The 22,717-nt window shown below is 65.3% G+C and carries 19 protein-coding genes; all 19 read right to left on the bottom strand.

Annotated features, from left to right (window positions below; translation table 11 throughout):
* Positions 1-47: 47 nt before the first annotated feature.
* Positions 48-392 (bottom strand): hypothetical protein, encoded by a 345-nt coding sequence (locus tag R2834_08235; GenBank protein ID MEZ4700302.1) that lies wholly within the window; start codon positions 390-392, stop codon positions 48-50.
* Between the two features lie 60 nt (positions 393-452).
* Positions 453-1,010, bottom strand: coding sequence for a GNAT family N-acetyltransferase (locus R2834_08230; GenBank protein MEZ4700301.1), 558 nt, complete (start codon positions 1,008-1,010; stop codon positions 453-455).
* Entirely contained in the window at positions 1,007-1,381 is a 375-nt protein-coding gene (locus R2834_08225) for a cupin domain-containing protein (protein ID MEZ4700300.1), read from the bottom strand. The genes R2834_08230 and R2834_08225 overlap by 4 nt, the downstream gene beginning before the upstream one ends.
* A gap of 86 nt (positions 1,382-1,467) precedes the next feature.
* Positions 1,468-2,130, bottom strand: coding sequence for a PqiC family protein (locus tag R2834_08220; protein ID MEZ4700299.1), 663 nt, complete (start codon positions 2,128-2,130; stop codon positions 1,468-1,470).
* Entirely contained in the window at positions 2,127-3,152 is a 1,026-nt protein-coding gene (locus tag R2834_08215; protein ID MEZ4700298.1) for an MlaD family protein, read from the bottom strand. Before R2834_08215 ends, R2834_08220 begins: the two co-directional genes overlap by 4 nt.
* Positions 3,153-3,167: 15 nt before the next feature.
* Entirely contained in the window at positions 3,168-3,947 is a 780-nt protein-coding gene (locus tag R2834_08210) for an ATP-binding cassette domain-containing protein (protein ID MEZ4700297.1), read from the bottom strand.
* A gap of 2 nt (positions 3,948-3,949) precedes the next feature.
* Entirely contained in the window at positions 3,950-5,065 is a 1,116-nt protein-coding gene (locus tag R2834_08205; GenBank protein MEZ4700296.1) for an ABC transporter permease, read from the bottom strand.
* Positions 5,066-5,086: 21 nt separating this feature from the next.
* The gene (locus R2834_08200) at positions 5,087-7,027 is read right to left on the bottom strand and encodes a DNA topoisomerase IV subunit B (protein MEZ4700295.1); all 1,941 of its coding nucleotides are present in this window, start codon (positions 7,025-7,027) and stop codon (positions 5,087-5,089) included.
* Positions 7,028-7,138: 111 nt separating this feature from the next.
* Positions 7,139-9,469 (bottom strand): DNA topoisomerase IV subunit A, encoded by a 2,331-nt coding sequence (locus R2834_08195; protein MEZ4700294.1) that lies wholly within the window; start codon positions 9,467-9,469, stop codon positions 7,139-7,141.
* A gap of 296 nt (positions 9,470-9,765) precedes the next feature.
* Positions 9,766-10,422 (bottom strand): ATP-binding protein, encoded by a 657-nt coding sequence (locus R2834_08190; protein MEZ4700293.1) that lies wholly within the window; start codon positions 10,420-10,422, stop codon positions 9,766-9,768.
* Positions 10,423-10,476: 54 nt separating this feature from the next.
* Positions 10,477-11,514: an NAD(P)H-dependent glycerol-3-phosphate dehydrogenase gene (locus R2834_08185; GenBank protein ID MEZ4700292.1), complete on the bottom strand. Its 1,038-nt coding sequence runs from the start codon at positions 11,512-11,514 to the stop codon at positions 10,477-10,479.
* 74 nt (positions 11,515-11,588) lie between these two features.
* A complete protein-coding gene (gene plsY / locus R2834_08180) occupies positions 11,589-12,227 on the bottom strand; it encodes a glycerol-3-phosphate 1-O-acyltransferase PlsY (protein MEZ4700291.1) in 639 nt (212 codons plus the stop codon).
* A gap of 82 nt (positions 12,228-12,309) precedes the next feature.
* Complete coding sequence (purM, locus tag R2834_08175; GenBank protein MEZ4700290.1) at positions 12,310-13,305, bottom strand: phosphoribosylformylglycinamidine cyclo-ligase; 996 nt, start codon at positions 13,303-13,305, stop codon at positions 12,310-12,312.
* A gap of 147 nt (positions 13,306-13,452) precedes the next feature.
* Entirely contained in the window at positions 13,453-14,271 is an 819-nt protein-coding gene (locus R2834_08170) for a squalene/phytoene synthase family protein (GenBank protein MEZ4700289.1), read from the bottom strand.
* 144 nt (positions 14,272-14,415) lie between these two features.
* The gene (locus tag R2834_08165) at positions 14,416-15,093 is read right to left on the bottom strand and encodes a hypothetical protein (GenBank protein MEZ4700288.1); all 678 of its coding nucleotides are present in this window, start codon (positions 15,091-15,093) and stop codon (positions 14,416-14,418) included.
* A 212-nt stretch (positions 15,094-15,305) separates the two neighbouring features.
* Complete coding sequence (locus tag R2834_08160) at positions 15,306-19,370, bottom strand: malectin domain-containing carbohydrate-binding protein (protein ID MEZ4700287.1); 4,065 nt, start codon at positions 19,368-19,370, stop codon at positions 15,306-15,308.
* A gap of 359 nt (positions 19,371-19,729) precedes the next feature.
* Entirely contained in the window at positions 19,730-20,425 is a 696-nt protein-coding gene (locus tag R2834_08155) for a hypothetical protein (GenBank protein ID MEZ4700286.1), read from the bottom strand.
* The gene (thrC, locus tag R2834_08150) at positions 20,422-21,738 is read right to left on the bottom strand and encodes a threonine synthase (protein ID MEZ4700285.1); all 1,317 of its coding nucleotides are present in this window, start codon (positions 21,736-21,738) and stop codon (positions 20,422-20,424) included. The genes R2834_08155 and thrC overlap by 4 nt, the downstream gene beginning before the upstream one ends.
* A complete protein-coding gene (locus R2834_08145) occupies positions 21,738-22,688 on the bottom strand; it encodes a homoserine kinase (GenBank protein MEZ4700284.1) in 951 nt (316 codons plus the stop codon). The genes thrC and R2834_08145 overlap by 1 nt, the downstream gene beginning before the upstream one ends.
* Positions 22,689-22,717: the final 29 nt, after the last annotated feature.

The following is a 22,717-nucleotide window of genomic DNA, read 5'->3' as shown; positions in this document are numbered from 1 at the left end:
AGGGCGGCTGGGGATGACCAGCAGGGCGGCTGGGGATGACTAGAGCGTCACCCGGCGAGGGCGTACAGGGCGCACTGGCGGGCTTCGGTGCGGGCCAGGATCCATCCGTTGACCTGCACCGTCTCGCTGCGCGCGAACTCATCGCGGGTGTGGGTATCGATGTCGGTGCTCCGGAGCGCGCGTCCGATCGCGTTTTCGAGCCCGGCCGCGCTCGATTCCGTCGGATGCAGTTCGAGATACCGGCGGCCGATGCGGCGCACCTCCTCGGCGTCGCGGAGCCAGCCGAGCAGCGCCGGCCGGTTCAGGGAGGCTGGGGTGGCAAGAGCCGCGGGGGCGAAAAGGCCCGTGGCGAGGCCGGCGGCCGAGAGCTGGACGAAATCGCGTCGTTTCATGCTGCGTCGAACGTTTTGGGGTTTGGGTGTCTGCCTAATGTCTGGAATGTGCGCTGGAATTCAAAGTGCGCCGGCCTCTTTCACGATCGCATAACACAACGCATCGCGCGGCGCGGCGCTGACGTTCGGGTGGATGACCCACCGGCGCAGCACGCCTTCCTTTTTCATGCCCACCTTCTCCATCACACGAGCCGACGCCGCGTTGTCGGTATCGCAATACGCCCAGAAGCGATAAATCGCCGGCTGCGCGAGCGCCCAGTCTCGCAGGGCCGTAGCGGCCTCGGTGGCATAGCCGTTCCCCCAGTACGAACGCGCGAAGACATACCCGATGTTCGCCTTGAACCCGTCGATGCGCATCTCGATCATACCGAGCGGTTCGCCGTCCTGCCGGCGTTCAACGAGCCAGGGAAACGACGTGCCGGCCTGCCAGACGGCCTCGCATCGCTGGAGAAACCCGACGGCGTCCTCGATGCGGCTCTGCCGGGGCCACATCATATACCGGGCGACGTCCGGGTCGCTCCCGTAGCCGTTGAACACGAATGGCGCGTCGGCTACCGCGGCCGGCCGGAGGCGAAGACGCACCGTTTCCAGCATCTCGGGCGGCCGCAAGGCGCTCATTTCTGGTGGCGCAGGTAGTCGTCGGTGCCGTCGATCCAGTCCTGCCGGGGCGGACTGAAGACGTCCAGGCTGAGGGAGTCCTCCAGCGCGATCGCGCCGTGAGGCAGGTTCGAAGGCAGGTGCAGCACCTCGCCGGCGCGGACGACGACCTCGCGTTCCTCCTCCCCGACCCAGAACTTCAGGGCGCCCGACAGGATGTAGCTGAACTGTTCGTTGTCGTGCCGGTGCGTAGGGACCCGCGAGCCCTTTTTCATGTCGATGTGCGCGAGCATGATGCGATCCCCCCAGATCATTTTCCGGGTCAGCAGATCGGTAAGCGGTTCGGCGGGAATGTGCGACCAGGTGTGGCGCGTTTCTTCGGCTGGAGGCATGGGGTCGGGCATGGGGATGCGGGATGCGGGATACAGGATGCGGGGTGCAGGATACGGGTTCCGGGCGGATCGATGCAAGGCGCCGTTCACCGCGCCAGTTCCCGGATGGCCCGAAGCAGGTCTTTGCTCAGCTGCTCGACGCCGAGATCCAGGAACGTGACGAGTTGCTGATGATTCCCGACGAGCCACTTGTCCTGCGTGAAATCGATGGTGCCGCGGCGCAGCAGGAGGTCGTCCTCATCCAGGATCTCCCACGTCGCCAGAAAGCGCGCGTAGCCCAGCGCGGCATACGGGTTTTTGGCGTCCCCATCCTGCCCGACCGCCTCCCCCTCGAAGCGTTCGACGTTGATCTGGACGACATAGGCAGGGGTGACGCCCGCCGGCCAGGGCACGACGTCCGCCCGGCGCACGGAGGGGTCGGCGATGAGGTAGGTCGCGAGTGCCCGCTCGATGCCCCGCCCCACATCCTCGCCCCAGCGGTGGTACTCGGCGAATGCCACTTCGTTGGTCCCAAGCCGGGTGACGATCAGCGGGGTATCGAGGTACTCCGCCACCTGCGCCCGCCGGATCCCGATGCGGTATCCGCCCAGCGTCGGCGTCTCGGTCCGCTGTTTCTGGCCCAGTTCGGTGCGGCCCAGCACGTAATAGCGCGTCGGGTTCGCCGGCGGATCCAGATTCACGCAGCCCGTCAACGCGAGCAGCAGCGTGAGCATCGCCGGCGCATGGCGTCGTGTTTTCCGTCCTCTCATGGCGTTTGATCCGGTGGTTGTTTGCCGCGGACGAGCATACCGGGGTTCCGCTCGAGCGCCCGCGCCAGCGTCTGGAGCGCCTCGGCGGCTTCGGTCATGCTCGTCATGGCCTGTTGCATCTGGTATCCCAGCCCGGTATCGGTGGACAGCGCCGCCTTCGACGAGTCCAGGGCCTCGCGAAAGCTGGCCAGCGCCAGCGCCAGCTCTTTCCCCGTGTCTTCCAGCTGCGCTGCCAGCGGCTCCACCGAGGTATCGATGTGCTGCAGCAGCCGCTCGGCCTCTTCGAGGCCCCGGCCGAGGCGCTCGGCCAGCTCGGGCAACGCCTCGATGCTCTGGCGCAGCTCGGGCGCCCGCGCCAGCTCTTCCACGGCGCCGGCGGACCGGACGAACGAGGCGTTGATCGCCGCCACATCCAGCTCCGCCAGCTTCTGGTTGGCCTTCACGAGCAGGGTGACCAGGTTTTGATTGATGGTAGAGACGTCGAACGATCTCAGGCCGGCGACGAGCCCGGTCGCCTCTTCACCCAGCTCGGCCAGCGGGGACAGCACGGTCGGGATTTCGAGATGCCCGTGGCGCGGCCGGTCCGGTCCGAGCGGTGGCGGATTGGCCATATACGAAAGCTCGATGTAGAGCTTGCCGGTGACGAAGCTCTCCATCTGAAGCTGCGCCCGCAGCCCCTGTTCGATGTGGCGCTGCAGCACGTCGGGATCGGCCCAGTCGACGCCGGGGCCGACGACGGTGACAAGCCGTTCGAGGTCGATTTCATAAAGCACCGGCACCTGGAACGTCTCCTCATCCAGGTCGATGCGCAGCTGCAAATCGACCACCTGCCCGATCGGCACCCCCTGGCATTTGACCACGGCGCCGACATCGAGCCCGTTGACCGACTCGTTAAACGAACTCGTGAACTGCTCGCGCACCCTGAAGGTGTTCGAGGCCAGCGTCGCAACGCCATACATCGCCAGGGCGATCGCGCCGACGATGAAGAGCCCGATGGCTGTAGGATTGATACGACTACCCATAAGCGGTCCCTCCTTTCACGATCCTCTGGCTTCGCGCCCTTTGACGCCACCCCGGGTCAGGAAGCGTGCGACGGATTCGTTGGGCGGATGATGCAGCAGGTCGTGCGGATTGCCCAGCGCGGTCATCGTGCGCTCCTCGATATCGAGATACACGGCCCGGTCGGCGATGGTGAAAATACTGTCCAGATCGTGGCTTACGACGACAATCGTGGCGCCGAGGCTGTCGCGCAACTGGACGATCAGCTCATCGAGCCGGCTCGCCGATACCGGATCGAGCCCCGACGAGGGCTCGTCGAAGAACAGCATCTCGGGATCCAGCGCCAGCGCCCTCGCGAGGGCGGCGCGTTTCCGCATGCCGCCGCTGATCTGGGAAGGATAAAAGGCGTCGAACCCGCGCAACCCGCTCAGCGCGAGTTTGAGCGACGCCAGGCCGGCGATTTCCTCCTTCCTAAGCTTCGTGTATTCATGCAGGGGCAGCGCCACGTTTTCGGCCAGCGTCAGTCCGCTCCACAGCGCCCCGTACTGATAGAGCACACCGATGCGGCGCAGCATGCGCCGGCGCTCCTCGTCGTTGCAGGCCCACAGGTCGTCGCGCCCGTATTTGATGTGCCCGAAATGCGGGCGGTTTAGCCCGATCATGTGTTTGAGCAGGGTGCTCTTGCCGCACCCGCTCCCGCCCATGATCACGAAGATTTCCCCGCGCCGGATGCTGAACTGCAGGTCGCGCATGACGACGAACGAGCCGTACGCCATCGTCAGGTTTCGCACGTCTATCGCGGGTAACTCTTCGGGCATCGTCATATCTCCAGAACGGCGGCCGCCCAGTCGATGCAGGCGTTCGCCAGAATGATCAGCGTGATCCCGGTGACGACCGCGGAGGTCGTCGCTTCCCCGACCGCGCTCGCGTCATTTCCCGTTTGCAGGCCCCGCAGGCAGCCGGCCAGGCCGATGATGGCGCCGAAGACGGTCCCCTTGAAGATCCCCAGCAGCGCGTCGGTCATGGTGAGCGGTTCGAGAAGCCCCGTCAGAAACTGGGTGGTGGTGACATCCAGCATGGTTTCGGAGACGAGCATGCCGGCGGCGAGGCCAATGAAGTCGGCATAGACCGTCAGCAGCGGCATCATAAAAAACACCCCCATCAACCGCGGCAGGACCAGAAAATCGAACGGGTCGATGCCAAGCGTGCGCAGCGCGTCGATCTCCTCGGTAATCTTCATGCTGCCCAGTTCGGCGGCGAAGGCGGCGCCGGTGCGGCCGGCCATGATGATCGCCGTCATCAGGGCGCCGAGTTCGCGCAGCATCCCATAGCTGAGGAGGTAAGATACGTAGTAATCCGCCCCGAAGCGACGCAGGACGACCGCGCCGAGGAAGGAGACGATCAGGCCGACCAGAAAGGCGATCAGCCCCACGATGGCCAGTGCCCCGGAGCTGTTGCGCTGGACGATCCGCCAGAAGTCGCGCCACTGGAAACGGATGCGCCCCGTGAGCAGCCGCAGCACACTCAACGCCGCCTCGCCCATGAACCGGATGAAGGCGAGCACATCCCGGCCGGCGCGCATCCCGCGCTCGCCCAGTTGCGCGATGAGGGTGGCCGGGCGTTTCGCCGGCGTCTGCGACGACTCGGGCACGCTGCGCGCGAGGGCGACGAGCCGGGTTATCTGCGTCGGGAGACCGGATGCGTCGAACGCGAGGCCGTCCGCCTCGCAGCGCGCCTGGAGATCGTTGAGAAAATACAGCAGCCCGCTGCCCCACACACCCAGGCCCGACGCGTCGAACGCCACCGAGCGGACGTCGCCCGCGCGCATGGACGCATCCAGCAGCGGCCCCGCCTGCGGCAGCGCCCCCTCGAGTGGCCAGTCACCCTGCAGCCGGACCACGAGCGTGCCGGCCACGATGTGGGTGTCAACGTTCATGCGTTCCCCGCATGCGCACGATCAGACGTCGAGGTCCTCGACCTCCGCGGCATGCTCCATGATAAACGTGTAGCGCGCCCCCGAATCCTTACCCATCAACTCGGTAATCGTGTTCTCGGTGGCCACGCGCTCCGCGTCCGGGATGGTGACCTGGAGGAGCCGGCGTTTCTCCGGGTCCAGCGTCGTTTCGTGCAGTGTTTTAGGCATCATCTCGCCCAGCCCCTTGAAGCGCTGAATCTCGATGTTGATGTTCTTGCGGCCCGACTTGATCTTTTTCGTGATCCGCTCCTTGTCGGCCTCGTCGAGCGCCCAGTAGGTCTCCTTCCCGGCATCGAGCCGGAAAAGCGGGGGCTGCGCGATGTAGACGTACCCTTCTTCGATGAGCGGACGCATGTAGCGGTAGAAAAACGTCAGCAGCAGCGTCGCGATATGGTGGCCGTCGGAATCGGCATCCATCAGCAGGATGACCTTGTGATACCGGAGCCGCGCCAGATCCATCTTGTCGCCGATCCCGCAACCCAGGGCCTGTACGATGTTCGACAGCTCCTTATTCTCCGTGACCTTGCTCAGCGTGGCCTGTTCGGCGTTGAGCACCTTGCCGCGGAGCGGCAGCACCGCCTGCGTCTTGCGGTCCCGCCCCTGCTTGGCGGAACCGCCGGCGGAGTCGCCCTCGACGATGAACAGCTCGCTGTCCGACGCCTCCGAGCTCGAGCAATCCGCCAGCTTCCCGGGTAGCGTGAGCCGCTGCGAAAGGCTCGTCTTGCTCCGCACGCTGCTCGCCGCGGCGCGGCTCGCGAGACGCGCCTTCGCCGCCTGGATCACCCGGACCGCGATGGCTTCGCCCGTCGTCGGATGCGCGTTCAGGTATTGTTCGAGTTCGAGGCGCACCGCATTCATCAGGAGCGCGCGGGCCTCGGGGTTGTTGAGCTTGTCTTTCGTCTGCCCCTGAAACTGCGGATCCACCATGAACAGGTTGATCACGGCGATCATCCCCTCGCGGATGTCGTCCGCCGTCAACTCCAGCTTCTTCGGGAGCAGGTCGTGCGTCTCCATGTAGGCGCGCACGGCCGAGCGGACCGCGTCCTTTAAGCCCTGGACGTGCGTGCCGCCGTCCCGCGTGGGGATGCCGTTCACAAACGCGTCGATCCGCTCCTTCGGCGCCTCGGTCCACTGGATCGAGATCTCGGCACGCTGGCCGCCAACGAGCTCGTTTTGCTTGATGAACAGCGCGTCGGCATGGACGACGCGGGCCGCCTCGTCCTTCACCACCTTCTGCAGATATTCGGCGATGCCGCCCTCGTGGTGGTACTCGTACTTCTTGCCGTTCACGTCGTCCTTGAAGAGAATCTTCAGATTCCCGTTCAGGTACGTCTTGATTTCGAGCTGTTCGCCGATCCACTGGGGGTCGAAGATGACGGACTCGAAGATGTCCGCGTCCGGACGAAAGAAGATCGACGTCCCGGTGCCGCGCACCGTACCGGTCAGCGTCTTGAGCTTCGTGACCGGCACCCCGCGCTGGTACGTTTGCGTGTGTTGCTTCCCGTCCCGCTTGATCGTGGCGATCAGCTCTTCCGAGAGCGCGTTCACGACCGAGGAGCCCACGCCGTGCAGACCGCCGGATGTGATGTAGCTGGTGCCGTCGAACTTGCCGCCGGCGTGCAGGGTGGTGAGGATCACCTCCAGGGTCGGGACTTTTTTCTTCGGATGGATGTCGACCGGGATGCCGCGGCCGTTATCGGTCACCGTGACGCTCTTCCCGTCTTCGTGCAGGATCACCTCGATCAGCGACGCAAAGCCGTTCGTGGCCTCGTCGACCGCGTTGTCGACGATTTCCCACACGAGATGATGCAGACCGGCCTTGCCGGTCCCGCCGATGTACATCCCCGGACGCTTGCGAACCGGCTCCAGCCCTTCGAGGACCTGGATGTCTTTGCCGGTATAGGATGCGGTCACTTCTGCCATGTGTATCGTAAATCTGATGTCGCAAATCGCACAGCGATGCCATCCCGGCCTGCCGGACAGCCACGCTCCGACGCAGCGTTCATGTTGCCGTTTGCGCGTTGCATCGTGCGATTACTCCGTTCCGTTCATCCGGATTTCCACCGGTTCGAGGAAGACCTTCGTCAGATGGCCGCGGTTGATGATGGCGGAGCCCTTCAAGCCGCGGTTGCTGACCTTGAATTTGGTCGTGCGCACGGTCTCCTGCCGGCCCCGGCTGGTCTCGACCGTGAGGCCTTTCCGGGCGGAATCGGACAGGACATACCCGAACACTTCGTCGCCCTTGTTGAGGCGCATCGCGATCACGCCCTTCGCGGCGCTCCGCACGACGGGAATTTGCTGCACGGGGAAAATCAGCGCCTGGCCCTGCTTGCTGGCGAGGCAGACGTTTTCGTCCCCGCTCGCCAGTTCGGCGCCCAGCACGATGTCGCCCTTGGCCAGTCGCATGAAGAGGCGCCCCGAGCGCGTGGACGCTTCCACATACCCGTCCAGCGGAATGCGCACCGACAGCCCCGTGCGCGAGACGCTCACGATGAACGGGCCGTCCACGTGTTCTTCGCCGTTGGTCTCGAACAGCCCCGGCTCGGGATCCGGCTGGGCCAGCGGTTTGGGCAGCAGCCGCTCGTCGCAGACGATGACGCCGACGATCGTCTCCTTGTCCGAAAAATCGAACAGCTTCTGAATGGGCTCGCCGTAGCCCGTCGTATTGGCGAGTTGGTCGATGCGCGTGGTGTAGACCTTGCCGAAGGTGGTCAAAAACGCCACCGTGGCGCGCGTGGAGCCGTGGATGGCCCAGCCGACCTCGTCCCCTTCGCGGACGCGTATGCTGGCGAGGTCGGTGTAGGATTTCTGCCGTTTCACCCAGCCGTCGCGCGTCACGATCACATATACGTTTTCGGCGACGATATAGTCTTCTTCCGAATACGTAAGCCCTTCGTCCGGGCCGGCGACCACGGTGCGCCGTGCGTCCCCGTAGGCATCCTTGATCTGTTTCAGCTCGTTCTTGATCACCCGCCAGCGCGCCTCCTCATCGGCGAGCAGGGCGCGGATCTCGGCCGCCATGCGCTCCTTCTCCTCGAGTTCGGTGCGGATGGCCTCGATCTCAAGGCTGGACAGTTTGTAAAGCTTGGTTTCCAGGATGGCGTCCGTCTGCACCTCGTCCAGGCGGAACCGGTGCATGAGGCGCTGGGCGGCGTCGGGCTTGTCGGTCGAGGCCCGGATGATCTTGATCGCCTCGTCGAGCGCGTCGAAGATGATCTCAAACCCGCGCAGGATATGGATGCGTTTCTCGAGCTGTTCGAGTTCGTACTGGAGCCGGCGGGTGACGACCTCCATCCGGAAATCCAGGAACGCCCGCAGCGCCGTGACGAGGTCGACCTTCTGCGGCGCGCACACATCCGGGTTGTGCGTCGGCACGAGGCACGTCATGTTGACGTGAAAACGCGTCTGCAGCGGCGTGTGCTTGAAGAGGTAGGCCATCGCGGCCTCGGGGTCCGCGCCGCGCTTGAGTTCGAGCACGATACGGACGTCGTCCGTCGATTCGTCGCGCACGTCCACGATCTGCGGCACGCGGTCGGCCGCCACGTGCTCGGCGATCTTCTCGATCAGATCCCCCTTGGTGAGCCCGTAAGGGATCGAGTGGACGATGATCTGTTTCTTTCCCTCGACCAGGTATTCGCCCCGCAGATCGATCGTCCCCTCGCCGTTCTGGTAGATGGCGATCAGCTCGTCCCGCGTGTTCAGGATGCGCCCGCCCGTCGGGAAGTCGGGCGCCTGGACGAACTTGGTGACCAGGGTTTCGACGCGCGGGTTCGGCGACCCGATCATGTAGATCAGCGCATCGATCACCTCGGTGAGGTTGTGCGGCGGAATGTTCGTGGCCATGCCCACCGCGATGCCGCTCGATCCGTTGACGAGCAGGTTCGGCACCCGCGCCGGCAGCACCACCGGCTCGGAGAGCGTCCCGTCGTAGTTCGGCCGGAAGTTGACCGTCTGCTTCCGGATCTCCTCGAGCACCTCGACAGCCATGGGGCGCAGCTTCGCCTCGGTATACCGCATCGCGGCCGGACTGTCGCCGTCGAGCGAGCCGAAGTTGCCGTGGCCGTCCACCAGCGGGTAACGCAGCGAAAACGGCTGCGCCATGCGCACCATCGCCTCATAAATCGCGCTGTCGCCGTGCGGGTGATACTTACCCATCACCTCGCCCACCACCGTGGCGCTCTTCCGGAACCGCGCGTCCGGGTACAGCCGCAGGTTCGCGTACATCGCGTACAGGATGCGCCGGTGCACGGGTTTGAGGCCGTCGCGAATGTCGGGTAACGCGCGGCTCGTGATCACCGAGAGCGCATAATTGAGATACCGCTCCCGCGCGGTCTCGTGCAATGGAATGACGTCTACTACTGGCATAGCCGATCTCACACAACGATCAAAGAAACCACCCGCCTGAGCGAAAAGGAATCACAAACCCGAGTTGCCGATCATTGATCCAGGGGATCAATATAGAAATATGTGTAAGTAATGTGCAATATGCGCATTGCGGATTACGTGTTAACTAGCGGGCGCATCCTGGGGAATAGATGCGGGATGCTGGGATGCGGGATGCAAGATGCGGGATGCAAGATGCTGGGATGCAAGATGCTGGGATACGGGATGCAAGATGCAGGATGCGGTATGCTGGGATGCGGGCCAACAGCCCCGAGCGACTATCCGTTGAGGTTGTAGGCCAGTGTGAAATAATCGCTCTCGGGATGCGCGTGCAGGCGCAGCACGTTGGCGCGGGCCATGAGCACGAGCGTCTGCGAGGCGCGTTTCTTCGGGATGTTGACGAGATTGGCGAACTGGGCGACGGTGATCCGGCCGTAGTTCTCAAGATAGCGCATGAGCACCTTTTCCTTGTCGCCAAATTCGAACATCACGTTTTCGCCGTTATTTTTTGCCCGCATGAGCCGCACGCTTTCCTTGCTCGCCTCGACGCTCATGTCTTCGATCCGGACGTAGGCCGTCTTGACGTCGGGCTGGGCCGGATCGATGAGGTAATGCGGGCGCAGCTCGCTCTGGGGGATGCTGACGAGGATGACGTTCCGCTTCTTGTTGAGCGAGATGCGTTCGATCGAGTAGGCCACCGCCGGCGCGCAGTATTCCTCCAACGCCTCCCGGAGGGCAAACTCCTCCTCCTCGGAGTCGCGCACGCCGCGCAGCGATCCGTCGTCATCGACCCCCAGCAACAGGCGCCCGCCGTGCGTATTGGCAAAGGCGATGACTTCCTTCGCGATGCGCTCGGGCCGGGGCACGCGCGTTTTGAATTCCAGGGTGGCGCTCTCGCCGAGGGCGACCAGCCGGCCCAGTTCGTCTATCGTCATACCGAAGCCCGATGCTTGGGTGTATCCTGTCAAAATGGTGCGCCGAAGCCGATCCTATGCGTCCGGCTCCATCGCGCTCTCGTCATCCAGCCCCAGCCACTCCTCGTGTTTGGCGGAGCGCGTCATCAACGCGTTCACGGCTTCCTGCGGTTTTTTGCCCTCGAACAGGATCGCGTGCACCGACTCGCAGATGGGCATCTCGATGCCGTGCCGGCGGGCGAGCGCCACCACGGACTCCGTCGTGCGGACCCCTTCGGCCACCATCTGCATGTCGGCCTCGATGTCCTTCAGCCCGCGGCCCTCGCCGATCTGCTCGCCGACATACCGGTTTCGGCTCAGTCCGCTCATGCACGTAACCACGAGGTCGCCGATGCCGGCGAGGCCGGAAAAGGTGCTCATCGCGGCGCCCATCGCCTGCCCGAGACGCCGCATCTCGGCGATCCCGCGCGTCACGAGCGCGGCCTTGGCGTTGTCTCCATAGCCCACGCCGTCGCTGATGCCGGCCGCGATCGCCATCACGTTTTTGGCCGAGCCGGCGATTTGCACGCCGATCACATCGGTATTGACGTACACGCGGAGGCTTCGCGTCATGAACAGCCGCTGGATGGCACGCGCCGTCTCCAGCGAGGCGGCCGAGGCCACGACCGCCGCCGGCAACCCCTGGGCTACTTCCTCAGCGTGGCTCGGGCCGTACAGCACGCCGATGCGATCGGGAGGCACATCGGGCAGGGCCTGTTCGAGCACCTGCGTCGAGAGCAGGAGCGTATCGTTCTCGATGCCCTTGGCCACCGAGACCACCTCCCGCACGTCGCCGGCCCACGGCGCGAAGCGCGCGGCGACGCTGCGCTGCGACTGCGACGGGACGGCGAAAACCCAGACGTCAGCGCCGGCGACCACCCGTTCGGCATCCGCCGAGACCACGATCGAGTCGGGGAGGCGCGCATCCCGGAGGTAAAACCGATTCCGCCGCGTATCCGTCATCTCTTCCGCCAGTTCGGGCCGGCGCGCCCAGATCCGCACGGCATGGCCGGCGGCGGCCAGACTGATCGCCAGCGCCGTTCCCCAGCTGCCGGCGCCGATGACGGCCACCACCCGGCGATCTCCCGCTATGTCGATCCGATCTTCGATGAGCTACCTCGCCTGGCTATCGGCCGGCACCGTGGGCGCTAAACCCAGCGTATCTTGTTTTCGGTCCCCTTGAGCAACCGTTTTATGTTGGACGTATGCGCCAGCACGCCCAGCGCCAGCACGGCCCCAAAAACGATCAGCGGCGTGCCGATTTCGGTCCATCCCAGCCCATACCGCATGACGAGCAGCGAGACGGGGTACGCGGCGGCGCCCGTCATCGACGAGAGCGACACGTATTTCGTCCGCCACAGGACGAAGGCGAAGGTGGCGAGGACGATGACAAAATTCCACGGGGTGATCGCGAGCAGGATGCCGGCCGCCGTGTTGACGCCCTTGCCGCCCTTGAAGCCGGCGAACACGGGATACATGTGCCCGATCACGGCCGCCAGGCCGGCTCCGAGCCGGAGAAACAACGCGTGGTCGGCCAGGAAATCCGGCAGGGCCCCGATCCGGAGCCCCGCGATCAGGCCGGCGGCGAGTACGCCCTTGCCCATGTCGACGAGGGTGGCAAGCAGACCCGCCTTCCAGCCGAGCACGCGAAACGCGTTCGTCGCACCGGGATTCCCGCTGCCGTGCGCGCGCAGGTCGACGCCATAGATCCATTGGCCGACCCAGAGGCTGCCCGGTATCGAGCCGGCGAGGTAACTGAGCCCAAGGATAAGAACGAGGGATACCATGATCGTGGGGTAGTGCCGGTTTCTGACGGCCGCGGTGGGCGCGCGTCAGGCAGGTGTTGATACGGCCGAGCGGGCCGACTGTTCAACGGACGCCGCCGATGACGACCGGCGATTCGCCCAGTGCACGGAGCGTCTCAACCACCGCGCGCTCGTCGGAGGGCGCGACGACGGCGATGAGTCCGATCCCCAGGTTGAACGTGCGGCGCATGTCGTCCTCGGGCACATTCCCGAGCCGCTGGATCAGGTCGAACAGGGCCGGCCGGCGCCAGGCGCTGTAGTCGACCTCGATCACCCGGCCTTCCGGCATGATGCGCGCGGAGTTGCCGGGGATGCCGCCGCCGGTGATGTGAACGAGCCCCTTGAGCAGGCCTTCGCCATGCAGGCGCTGGATGACCTGGAGGTAGGACCGGTGCACGGCGAGCAGCGCCTCGCCGATCGACGCCCCGCCCAGCTCCGCCGGCCGGTCGTCGACCGCGAAGCGCCCGAAAAGGACCTTGCGCGCCAGGGAATAACCGTTCGTATGGAGCCCCGTCGACGGCAGGCCGATCAGCACGTCGCCGGCCTGTATCGACGCACCGTCGATGATCCGGGCCTTGTCGACAACGCCGACGATCATGCCGGCCAGGTCGTATTCGCCGGCATCGTAGATATCGGGCATTTCGGCCGTCTCGCCGCCGATCAGCGCGCACCCGTTCTCCTTGCAGGCCGTCGCGAACCCGCGCACGACATCGACGGCGACGTCCGCCGAGAGCCGGCCGATCGAGAAGTAGTCCAGGAAATACAGCGGCCTGGCGCCGCAGACCGCGATGTCGTTCACGCAGTGGTTGACGAGGTCCTGCCCGACCGTGTCGTGCCGGCCGGTCATGAACGCCACCTTGAGCTTCGTGCCGACGCCGTCCACCGACGAAACGAGCACGGGCTCGGTCATGCCGCTGAAGTCGGGCTGAAAAAAGGCTCCGAAGCTCCCGATATCCGTGAGTACGCCCGGAATGAAGGTCTCCCGCACGAGGGGCTTCATGCGGCGCACCGCCTCTTCGCCTTCATCGATGTTGACGCCGGCGTCTTTATAGGTGGTCATGTAACTTGCTGTCTGGACAAAGCGTGAGGGATGCGGCCGTGCCGCAAGGAGGCGCGCCAAAGATACGAAAGCATCGGGATCGAAAAGCCGGTCCGTTCCGTCTTGACGATTGATTTACAGTCGGCCCCCGTACACCCGGGGCCGCGCTCACCGCTTTCTGGACGCGCCCTTCCCGATGATCGCCTGGATGCGCAGCTGGAAACGCTGGATGGGGGTGAGGGTTATCGGGCGCGTCCAGAGGTCGAATTTGCGGCGTTCCACCTCATCGAGCACGGCGAGCGCACCGAGCCAGGTGCGCTTCAGTTCGCCGCGATAGGGCCGCGACAGATCCCGGATCAGCTCCTGCCCCTGCGCGAAGGCGTCCCGCGCCCGGATCAGCTGTTTCCAGAGGACGCGGCGCAGGGCTTCGTCCGGCCGCCCCTCCCGGAGCGCCTCGACCGACACACCCCCTTTCTCGAGGTCCGACGCGGCGATGAAGATGCGCCCCGCCGCCGCATCCGCCGGCAAGGTCAGCAGCCGGCCGACGATAAAAAAACCGGTCGCGAGCGAACGCGCCGACGGCTCCTGCCAGCGCCCGGTCGCCCCGGCCAGCCGCGCGAGGATGACGCCGTAGGAGCCGGCCCAGTCGTCGGCGAAACCCTGCAGCGCCTCCCAGTCCGGAAACGCGGCCGGTCCGCCGAAAGCCCAGGCGGCTCGCACCTGCCGGGCCAGCCATTCGACGGGTACCCCGTGGGCCTCGCAGGCGGCCCTGGCGGCGAGGTAGGCCCGCTCATCGATCCCCTCGGGAATCCGCCCCTGAAGCAGCGCCTCTTCCGCCGCGACGCAGGCCGCGGAATCACGCAGGGCACGGGCGGTATGCGTCTCGACGGACGCGCGCCATGCCTGGAGGACCGATACGGCCTCGCGCTGCCCGGCCGGCCAGCGCGACGCGTCGAAAGGAATCGGTGCAGCGGTATCGGTTGCCATGGCGACGGGGATCACGTGAGGAGCGTGTAAACTAGAGACTCCCGGATAAACACGCCACCCGCGAGACCGCTTCGGTCGAACACAAAAAAAGATGCCTGCCCGTTTGCGCGGGCAGGCATCCGATACACACGTCGTCGGCGTCGTTTACCGGCCGCCCAGCGCGAAGCGCAAGCCGGCGGCCAGCACCAGCTGATCCGCATTGCCGATCACATACGACAGTTCGGCGTACAGCGCGGCAAAGCCCAGCGCGTAGGCCAGACCGCCCCCGACGTTGAGACCCAGTTCGGAGTCGGAGCTGCTCTGGGACTGCCCCAGCCCTTCCACCTTGACGCGGGCTACCGAGAGATTCAGGCCACCCATGGCGTAGGCGTGGAGCGTGGCCGTCTGGTAGAGGATGTACCGGGCAAGGACGTTGAACGCGATCCAGTTTGCCTTCGTCTCGATGCCGAACCCGTTGAATTTATCCGGCAGGAAGAAGGTGATGTCGCCACCCAGGCCCAGCTTGGCGCTGATGAAGTAGAGGTACATGAGCTGGAGACCGAGCTTCTCGACCTCCGAACCGTAGGCGAGGCCAAAGCCGATGTACTGCATGTCCTGCATGGACTCGGCGAGGGCCGGCATGCCATGCGTCTGTGCATAATTCAGCGTGGGCAGCATGGCGATCGCCGCGTACTGGCTGAGCGAGCCATGGCTCTGGCTGCTTTCCGGCATCACGGACTCGCTGGTGAGTCCGACGTTGGCCATAAATTGCGCCTGGACCGGGCCTGCGCAGCATACGGCGACAAGCAGGAGCGCAGCCACAATGGGTAGCGTTTTTTGCATACTGTACCTCAAGGGTAACGTTGGTAAAACGAAAACACACACGGGCACCCGCGGCACGCAAACGCCGCAGGACCCGCGTTTCACGCACTAGTCCCTACAAAGATCTGAAAGGTGCGGAAACCGCGCGGCAAAAAAAGGCCGGCCCACGCGAACGGGGCCGGCCTATTATCATTTCTGCATGGAAGAAGCGGTAAACGCCCGTCCGCGCCGCATCAGCGACGAAGAATCATCTTCCCGGAGAAGGTTTCGGTTCGGCTATCCATCCGCGCCTCGACGCGGTACAGGTACACGCCCGATGCGAGCCCGGCCGCCTCGATGGCGATGCGCCGGCCGCGCCCCGCGGGCAGCGTCTGCGCCGGCAGGCTCACGACGCGTCGCCCCAGCATGTCGAACACGTCGACCGTGACGGCGCCGCCCTCGGGCAGGTCCATCACGATGGAGGTTGCGTCGGCAAACGGATTCGGGTAGTTGCCTTCCACCGAGAACGCGACGGGCAGCGTCGCCGCCCACTGGTCGGCGGGTTGAATCTTGAGGGCCTCGACCGTGAAGTCATCGATCAGGACGGGTTGCCCGGCGCTGAGATGAAGGTCCTCCACGGGCTGCCCCTTTTTCATCAGGGTGACCACATAGTTGGCGCCGGCGGCCGGAAGCCGGTCCAGCTGGATCTCCAGCGGGAACGCGCTGCTCCGAACCTGCACCAGCCCGCCCCGTTCGGGCGTTACCCACCGCTGGCTGGCAAAACGCACGTCGAAGACGTCGCCCGGCGGCTGCGGGGGCAGGGCAAAACGATCCAGATCGCCGGCCGGCATGTCGGCATCGAAATACAGGGCTTGCGCCGCGCCGTTCGCATCGCGGAACGATACCCGTCCGAACGCGTCGAGCGCGGCCGCCGGGTCGGCGGCCTCGTCGGCGATGGAGAGCGTCTGGCACCGCATGCGGAGTTCGCCGCCCGTGTGGGCCATCACCCAGTAACCCAGGCCCTGCTCGATCCGGTGCATGGGGTAATAGCCGAGCTCACCGCGATACGAGTAGAGCGTCCCCGGCACCAGCAGTTCGCTGCCGTCGATGGCCGCGACATCCATGCTGCAGGAGGGGCCGGCGATCAGATTCCATCCGGGGCGCACGGCGACACGGACCGAATCCATCCGCAACCCGTCGAGCCGGCGGACGTGATCTTCCTCGGAGCGCATCCAGTAGCCCACGCCGGCGACCAGCGCCGTCACGTCCTGGTACGAGGTCCCCACGTAAGACAGCGCTTCCTGCGCGTCCTCGGCGAGCAGCATGCCGGTCGACGTCGTGGCGACCGGGACGCCATAAAGCTCCCATTCGGCATCCGTAGCCTGCTCGTACGCGCGGCTGAGCACGACGCGGTCGCCGGTGATCCCGGACCCGGGGCTCGTGCCGGCCGTGGGCAGGATTTCAATGGCGCTGATGAAGGGCTGGTCGACCTCATGGCCAAAATCGATATCGATATTGCCATCGCTGACATCGACGACGAAACGTTTCATCACCGCCGTGTCGAAACCGACGTCGGCCACGACATCGTAGTTGTCGAGCACCAGCGTGCCTTCGATCGTCACATCGAAAACGCGCGAACCGGGATCCCTGGTGGCGTTGTCGGTATCGGCGAAATAGAGCCGCACATCGTAGAGACCCGACTTGTCGACCGGGAAGTCCCACTGCATCTCGGCGCCGCCGGCCGGATCGAATCGCGTCCGCTGGTAGATCGCGCTGGGCGCGTCGGTGTTGTTGACGCCCCCGAAGTGATAGCGGTTGACGGCGTTGTCGCCCGTATCGGCGTTCACGTACTCGGACGGCTTGTTTTTCGTATCGCGGTCCCAGACGAGCACGGCGTCGCTTTCGGCGCTGCCGCCGGCGTTGACCCGGTAGATCGGCGCAAGATCGAGGGCCGCATCGTTATCCAGAAGTTCGAGTAGGGCATCGGGACCGGACGGATCGATCTGGTAACCGGCGCCGGCGGTGAGGGTGACGACCACCGTCTCCGTCCCTTCAAAGTCGGCGTCGTCCAGCGGACGAATCGCAAAATTGGAGACATCGTCGCCCGGAGACAGGGTCACGAACTCATCCAACGTCTCGTAGTCCTCGCCCATCGTCGCCGTCCCCCCGATCGCGAACGAAACGGTGAGCGACTCGGACAGGTCGCCTACCCGGACGATCTGGAACTTGCCGTTGTTGCCTTCCCCGCCCGGCTCCGCCGCAGTCGGCGTCACCGCCGAAATCGTGACCGTGTTCAGCTCCGTGGAACCGGACACCGATACGTTGGCCAGCGCGGTGGCGGTAGCCCCCTTGTCGTCCGTCACCGTCAGCGATACTTCGTAGATGCCGCCCTGGGCATACACGTGGCTCGGCTTCTCGCCCGTTCCGGTGGTCGCGTCGCCGAACGTCCAGCTGTAGTCGGCAATCGATCCATCCGGGTCGTCGGACTTGGAGGCGTCGAAGGCTACCTCGAACGCATTGTTTCCGGAGATTGAATACGTAAAGGAAGCGGTGGGCGGTAGATTCGACGGCGCGTCGGTCGACTGCACAATCGCCACCCAGTCGTTGCTCGTTTCCGACGGCGGCAGGCCGAGGGTGGCGAGCGCGCCGCCGGCCACGCTGGCTACCGTGCCTTTCTTCAATTCGCCCCCGGTGCGCGGGTTGTACCACAACACATCGTAGGCGCCGCCGACGCCGGCCAGGTCCAGCAGGGCGGTCCCCCCGCTCGGGAGGTAGACGGCGTACACGTCACCCGCCTTCGCGAGCACGTAATCATCGATATTGACCGTCATGTCGTTGGCGGGCTCCATATCCTGGAACGGCAGGTACTGCTCGAAGAAGGAGCGGGCATAGCCCATCTGATTCCACAGGATGTAGAAGCGCGACCAGTCTTCCAGCGCGAGGTCGAAGGCCGTATACCATTCCACGCCGGCGCCGCCGCCCATGAGATTGCCCCACAGGGGTCCCTTGCGCAACTCGTCGGCGCGTTCGTTGCCGGCGTTCGGAGCCTGTTCGTCACCGTAAACGGCCCATTTGCGTCCGTACTGGGCGCTCTGGCTGCGGTGGTGGATGGCGAGGGCGTTATAATCCGTGCCGATAGCCTGAAGCGAGGTCGCCTCGAACGATGGATCGCCGAAAAGGGCATCGTAAAACTCGAACGCGGAGCCATCGGAGGTATGCACCGTGATCGGGTGGTCGTAGGGATCGACCGAACGGATATAGCCGGCGAATTCCCGTTTCTGCGGGTCGGAGCTTGGATTTTCCTCACCCAGATTCCACTGGAGCGCGAGGTGGTGACCGAAACGCGCCACGAGTTCGCGGTAGTACAGCTTGCGGATGTCGTTGAGCCCGCTGTTGTCCGCACCGCCGATCGGGCCGATGGCCTTCGCGTTCTGGCGCTCGCTGAGAATCACGTGAAGCTGGACCCCCTTGGCGTCCATGTGCGCGAAGACCTGCTCCCATTGCGCCAGCTTGCTCACGTCGAACCGGTCCCGGACCTGATCCGACTTCCACGGCCAGACGTCGCAGCCGTCGCCGCCGTCGATGTTGTACGTAAGAAAATAGACGCTATTCACGCCGGCGCTGCTCAGGTAGTTGATGCCGCCGATCAGCCCTTTACCCTTCCCGCTCTTCCACGACGGATCGCCGCTGGTCCAGTGCTTGACATGCGGACCGAACGTGTGGATGGAATCGTTGATCGGGTCGCCGTTGCAGGCGGTGTCGTAGGTGCCGTCGAAATCGGCATAGGCGAGGAGGTTCTCCGGCGTATCGGCGCCGGTTTTGAGGAAATAGCTTCCGTCGCCGGCGAACTGGAGGTGATGGCCGCCGACATAGCGCAGCATCCCCTTGCCGCGGTAGTCGACGCCGGATTTATTGGTCGCATCGACCGTGAACGACCCGGAGGCGCCGTCGAACGAGGTCGAGGCGCCGGCGTTGGGGTCGTCGCTGACCGCCACGAACGAGCCGGTACGGAACGACGCGGTGTAGGTCCACGTCCCCTCCTGATCCGGCACAAAGTAGACCCGCCATGTGGCGCCGGACGTCGCGCTCGTTTCGCCCGCATTGCCATCGGCGGCGTAGAAGCCCGGCACCACGTAGGTCGTTCCCGTGGCGCCATGCGTGAAGGTTACTTGCAACCGGTAATCCGTAAACGGATTGACCGCCGCATCTTCACTCGTCTGCGGTCCATCGAATGTGACGCTTACCCGATGCCACACCCGGAGCTCGCCCTCGACATCACCAGCCAGCGCAGGCGAAGCGGCAGCGCCCAGGAGCGCCATGACGACCAGAATGTGACAGAAATAGCGGGAAAGAAATCCAATTCGAGACGGAAAGCGAGGGTATGGTACGGCGGTAACAGTATGCATGAATCGATGGAATCGCACCCACATGGGAACTATGAACGAGGAAACGGACCTGAGAGGGGCTTCAGCGGCCGCAGTGTGCGAGGGGATTTCCTACAGCCTGCGTACGACAGTTCAAAAACTATTCCGTAATCGAGGCCGGGCAGGGGCATGCATGGGTCTGTGTAGCGTGTCAAAACTACATTTTCGTGACAATTAAATAACAGGGTTTATGACCACCAGTCCCTGTCATGCTTTGGCGCATGTAGGGATGCGCCTGACAGGCCGCCGGTATTTCAGCGGCCTCGCGCCGTCAAACGGTACCACGGCGCCAGGGTATCGAACGCCTCGACGACGGCATCGACCAGATGCGGCCCGGCATCGAGGGCGGCGTCGGCGGGCCAGGCGCGTCGCAGCCACAGCCCCTGAAGCCGGCGCGGCGTGTCGGGCAGCGCCTCGATGTGCTGCCCGGATGGGACGACGAACGCTACCCCCTGTCCCCCTTCCCCACGCAACTCCCAACCCGGGGCGGCGAGGATCGCGTTCAGCCGATCGAGCGCTTCACGGGGCGCCGCGTAGATGTGGCGCAGCGCGTCGTCGAACGGCTCGCCGGCCTGCCGGCCGATATAAACCCCGGTCGTAAACCGATCCGGATGCATGCTGCACGCAAGCTGCAGATCGCGCAGCCGGGTGCGCCCGGGTCGGTAGAAGGCCATCCAGAAATGGTGATGACAACCGCCGGCGCCAAAATCGTTTTTCAACAGGCGACTGAACACATTGCGCTCGGTTTCGAGATCGTGCGCACCGGGCAAGACCCAGTGCACGACCAGGTCGTCGCGAAGGAGGGCGAAAGGCGCCTTGAGGTACCGATCGATGGCGGGCTTTTCGATCCGGTACCGGTCGATGTGCGGCTCGGCCTTGAGCCGGGCGAGGATGGCGAAGGCCTCCGGCGAAAAACCGGGAAACGCCAGGTTTTCGTCGGGTATCCTCATGACCCGGGCGAGGCGTCGCGCAGGAATTGGCGGAAGATCGGGTAGTCCGCCGGCATCGCGAGGACATCCGTTTCGGCATCCCGGTACGCGGCGAGCCGGGCCGGCATGTCGGGCGCGAAGCCGAGGGCCTCTTCCACGATCTCGACAAACTTGGCGGGATGGGCCGTGGAGAGCACGACGAACGGCGAAACGTCGCCGGCAGCGCGCTGGCGGCGGACGGCTTCGAAGCCGACGGCCGTATGGGGATCCGCGAGATAACCCGTCTCGTCGCGCACGGCCCGCATCGCCTCCAGCGTCGCGGCGTTGTCCACCCGCTCGCCCCGGATGAGACGCCTCATCCGCTCCGCGTCCAGCAGCCAGTCGAGGCGCTCGAAATTGCTCGGGGCGCCCACATCCATCGCGCTCGAGGGGGTCGTGACGGAGGGCCCGAACGCGGCCTCCTCGCCGGCGAGGTACCGGGGGAAAAAGTCGTTTTCGTTGTGCGCGGCGACGAACCGCCGCACGGGCATGCCGCTGAGATGGGCGAGCACGCCGGCGGACAGATTTCCCAGATTGCCGCTCGGGACGCAGAACGACGGCGGCGTCGACCAGGCGCCCTGTGCGGCGCCCCACAGGTAATAGAGCATCTGGGGGAGCAGGCGACCGATGTTGATCGAATTGGCCGATGACAGCGGCAACGAAGCGAGCTCCGGATCGAGAAACGCCTGTTTGACGAGCCGCTGGCAGTCGTCGAATGTCCCTTCGATGGCCAGCGCGCGGACGCCCGGGCGTTTGTGGATGAGCTGAAGTTCCTGGATCGGACTCACGCGCCCCCTGGGGTAAAGGAGGACGACGTCGATGGCGTCCAGCCCCGCAAACCCGTCGGCCACGGCGCTCCCGGTATCCCCGGAGGTGGCGACGAGGATCGTCAGCCGGCGGCCGCGCCGGGCGAGAAAGTAGGCCATCAAGCGCGCCATCGTGCGCGCGCCGACGTCCTTGAACGAGAGCGTCGGTCCGTGGAAGAGTTCGAGCACATAGGTCTCTTCGCCGTAGACGCCCCCGCCGGCCGGCACCAGCGGCACGGGAAAATCGAGGGCCTCGCGGAGAATCGAGGCGAGCGCGCCCGGTTCGAACTCGTCGCCGATCCAGCGGTCGAGCACCGGAATGGCGAGCGCGTCGAGCGTGGCGGCATCGGTCCAGAGCGCTTTCGGGATCACGGGGATGCCGGCCGGCACGAACAGTCCGCCATCGGACGCGATGCCCTGCAGCAGGGCCTCCTCGAACGATACGCCCGCGGCGCTCCCGCCGCGTGTGCTGACAAAGCGGGTCGCCATCACATCCTGCACACGCCTACAGGGTGGGGCCGGCACACGAAACCCGACACGCCGATGCCCTGGCGCCGGCTGGCGGACTCCATGGCCTCGCGCACGGCATCCGCGCGTTCGGCCGTGTCCCCTATGGCAAACATGGCGGGGCCCGATCCCGTGAGGGCGCAACCGAACGCCCCGGCCTCCATCGCAGCGCGGCGAACGGCTTCGTAACACGGCAACAGCGTCGCCCGGACGGGCTCCACGATGCGATCCTGCATCATCCAGTGGCCCACCGCCTCCCAGTCGCCCGCGCGAAACGCGTCGATCATGAACGCCAGCGCGGATGCGTTATTGACGGCGCTCCGCAGCGGCACCTCCTTCGGCAGGATCGCCCGGGCCTCGCGGGTCAGGATCTGCACCTCGGGCAAGATAACGGCGATCCAGAGGTCGTCCGGCAGGGCGATACGGCGGTACTGCGTCGGGTCGGCTGAGGAGACCAGCACCAGCCCTCCGAACAGGGCCGGCAACACGTTGTCGCCATGCCGGCTGCCCGACGCGAGCGACTCGCCCTCCAGCACGGCCTCCACCAGGTCCTCACGCGCGCACACGCTGCCGCACAACACATTGGCCGCCCAGGCGCCGGACACGGCGCTCGCCGCCGAGCTGCCGATACCCGATCCGGGCGCAAATCCCTTGCGGATACGCAGGTGCATGCCGAGCGATTGCCCGACGCGGTCCAGGACGGCGCGCGCCGCAACCGCCGCGGTATTGCGCGCCGGATCCAGCGTGAGATCCGCGCCGAATCCGTCCGGGTCGATCGAAACGCGGATACCCGGCTCGTCAGTCAGCCAGGCCTCGACAGTGTCGCCGAGGCCGTCTGCCTGCAGGCCGAGCCCGAGCGTATCGAAGCCGGGCCCGAGGTTGGAGAGCGAGGCCGGCCCGAAGACGGTAATGGGTGTATCCAATGCGCGCACGTCCACGGGATGTGAATACGCCTGTTCCA

The sequence above is a fragment of the Rhodothermales bacterium genome, assembly GCA_041391505.1.
Taxonomy (GTDB): domain Bacteria; phylum Bacteroidota; class Rhodothermia; order Rhodothermales; family JAHQVL01; genus JAWKNW01.
Note: the sequence above shows the minus strand (reverse complement) of the source record. Positions and strands in the feature narration are given on the sequence as shown.

What these genes read in the sequence shown, in the direction of transcription:
- R2834_08235 (MEZ4700302.1), bottom strand. Translation starts at nt 392, where the DNA reads ATGAAACGACGCGATTTCGTCCAGCTCTCGGCCGCCGGCCTCGCCACG.
- R2834_08230 (MEZ4700301.1), bottom strand. Translation starts at nt 1,010, where the DNA reads ATGAGCGCCTTGCGGCCGCCCGAGATGCTGGAAACGGTGCGTCTTCGC.
- R2834_08225 (MEZ4700300.1), bottom strand. Translation starts at nt 1,381, where the DNA reads ATGCCTCCAGCCGAAGAAACGCGCCACACCTGGTCGCACATTCCCGCC.
- R2834_08220 (MEZ4700299.1), bottom strand. Translation starts at nt 2,130, where the DNA reads ATGAGAGGACGGAAAACACGACGCCATGCGCCGGCGATGCTCACGCTG.
- R2834_08215 (MEZ4700298.1), bottom strand. Translation starts at nt 3,152, where the DNA reads ATGGGTAGTCGTATCAATCCTACAGCCATCGGGCTCTTCATCGTCGGC.
- R2834_08210 (MEZ4700297.1), bottom strand. Translation starts at nt 3,947, where the DNA reads ATGCCCGAAGAGTTACCCGCGATAGACGTGCGAAACCTGACGATGGCG.
- R2834_08205 (MEZ4700296.1), bottom strand. Translation starts at nt 5,065, where the DNA reads ATGAACGTTGACACCCACATCGTGGCCGGCACGCTCGTGGTCCGGCTG.
- R2834_08200 (MEZ4700295.1), bottom strand. Translation starts at nt 7,027, where the DNA reads ATGGCAGAAGTGACCGCATCCTATACCGGCAAAGACATCCAGGTCCTC.
- R2834_08195 (MEZ4700294.1), bottom strand. Translation starts at nt 9,469, where the DNA reads ATGCCAGTAGTAGACGTCATTCCATTGCACGAGACCGCGCGGGAGCGG.
- R2834_08190 (MEZ4700293.1), bottom strand. Translation starts at nt 10,422, where the DNA reads ATGACGATAGACGAACTGGGCCGGCTGGTCGCCCTCGGCGAGAGCGCC.
- plsY (MEZ4700291.1), bottom strand. Translation starts at nt 12,227, where the DNA reads ATGGTATCCCTCGTTCTTATCCTTGGGCTCAGTTACCTCGCCGGCTCG.
- purM (MEZ4700290.1), bottom strand. Translation starts at nt 13,305, where the DNA reads ATGACCACCTATAAAGACGCCGGCGTCAACATCGATGAAGGCGAAGAG.
- R2834_08170 (MEZ4700289.1), bottom strand. Translation starts at nt 14,271, where the DNA reads ATGGCAACCGATACCGCTGCACCGATTCCTTTCGACGCGTCGCGCTGG.
- R2834_08165 (MEZ4700288.1), bottom strand. Translation starts at nt 15,093, where the DNA reads ATGCAAAAAACGCTACCCATTGTGGCTGCGCTCCTGCTTGTCGCCGTA.
- R2834_08160 (MEZ4700287.1), bottom strand. Translation starts at nt 19,370, where the DNA reads ATGGCGCTCCTGGGCGCTGCCGCTTCGCCTGCGCTGGCTGGTGATGTC.
- R2834_08155 (MEZ4700286.1), bottom strand. Translation starts at nt 20,425, where the DNA reads ATGAGGATACCCGACGAAAACCTGGCGTTTCCCGGTTTTTCGCCGGAG.
- thrC (MEZ4700285.1), bottom strand. Translation starts at nt 21,738, where the DNA reads ATGGCGACCCGCTTTGTCAGCACACGCGGCGGGAGCGCCGCGGGCGTA.